General features: G+C 72.8%; 1 protein-coding gene. It reads left to right on the forward strand.

Features of this window, described 5'->3' with window-relative positions; all coding sequences use genetic code 11:
- On the forward strand, positions 1 to 1124 hold a 1124-nt coding region (locus H0B54_RS29300), incomplete at both ends, for an Ig-like domain-containing protein (protein ID WP_246472988.1).

A 1124-nucleotide genomic window follows, 5' to 3' on the forward strand; every position in this document is an offset into this window, starting at 1 on the left:
CGACACGACAGCCCCGAACGCGCCGGCGGTGACCAGCGCGGCGCTCACCAACAGCGCCAGCCCGACCATCGGCGGCACGGCGGAGGCCGGCAGCACGGTGACGGTCACGGTGGGCGGCGCCACCTACACCATCACGGCGACGGGCGGAAGCTGGTCGATCGACCTCGCCACCGCGGCGCCGATCGCCGGGTCGCTGAGCCTCAACGCCAACGGCGCCAACCCTGTCTCGGCCACCGCCACCGACGCCGCCGGCAACGTCTCGGCTCCCGGCACGCAGACGCTGACCATCGACACCACACTGCCCAACGCCCCGGTGGTGACCAGCGCCGCGCTGAGCAACAGCACGGCGCCGACCCTGACCGGTACGGCCGAGGCCGGCAGCACGGTGACCGTGACGGCGGGTGGGGCGACCTACACCACCACCGCCACGGGCGGGAACTGGTCCGTCGACCTCGCCACCGCGACGCCGGTCACCGGAGCGTTGAGCCTCAACGCCAACGGCGCCAACACCGTGTCGGCCACCGCCACCGACGCTTCGGGCAACGTCTCGGCGCCGGGTACGCAGACGCTGACCATCGACACCACCACCCCCAACGCTCCGGTCATTGCGATGACCCTCAGCAACAGCACCACGCCCATCCTCACCGGCACGGCCGAAGCCGGCAGCACCGTCACCATCACGGTAGGCGGCGCCACCTACTCCACCACCGCCACGAACGGCGGCGCCTGGAGCCTCAATCTCACCACCGCCACCCCGGTCACCGGCACGCTCAGCCTAAACGCCAACGGCACCAACCCCGTGTCGGCCACCGCCACCGATGCGGCGGGCAACGTCTCGGCGCCCGGCACGCAAGCCCTGACCATCGACACCACCGCCCCCACCGCGACGGTGCTGTTCGAGGACGACAGCATCGACGCCATCGAGCAGTCCAGCGCCGCCTTCACCATCAGCGGCGGCGAGGCCGGGGCCGCCTACAGCTGGACGATCGCCTCGGCGGGCGGCGGCCAGGTCACCGGCAGCGGCGTGATGAGCGGCCCGACCATGCGGGTGAACGGGCTGGACCTCTCCGGCCTGGGCGACGGCCCCCTCACCCTCACGCTGGGCCTGACCGACCCGGCGGGCA

It is taken from the genome of Azospirillum tabaci, from assembly GCF_014596085.1.
GTDB lineage: Bacteria > Pseudomonadota > Alphaproteobacteria > Azospirillales > Azospirillaceae > Azospirillum > Azospirillum tabaci.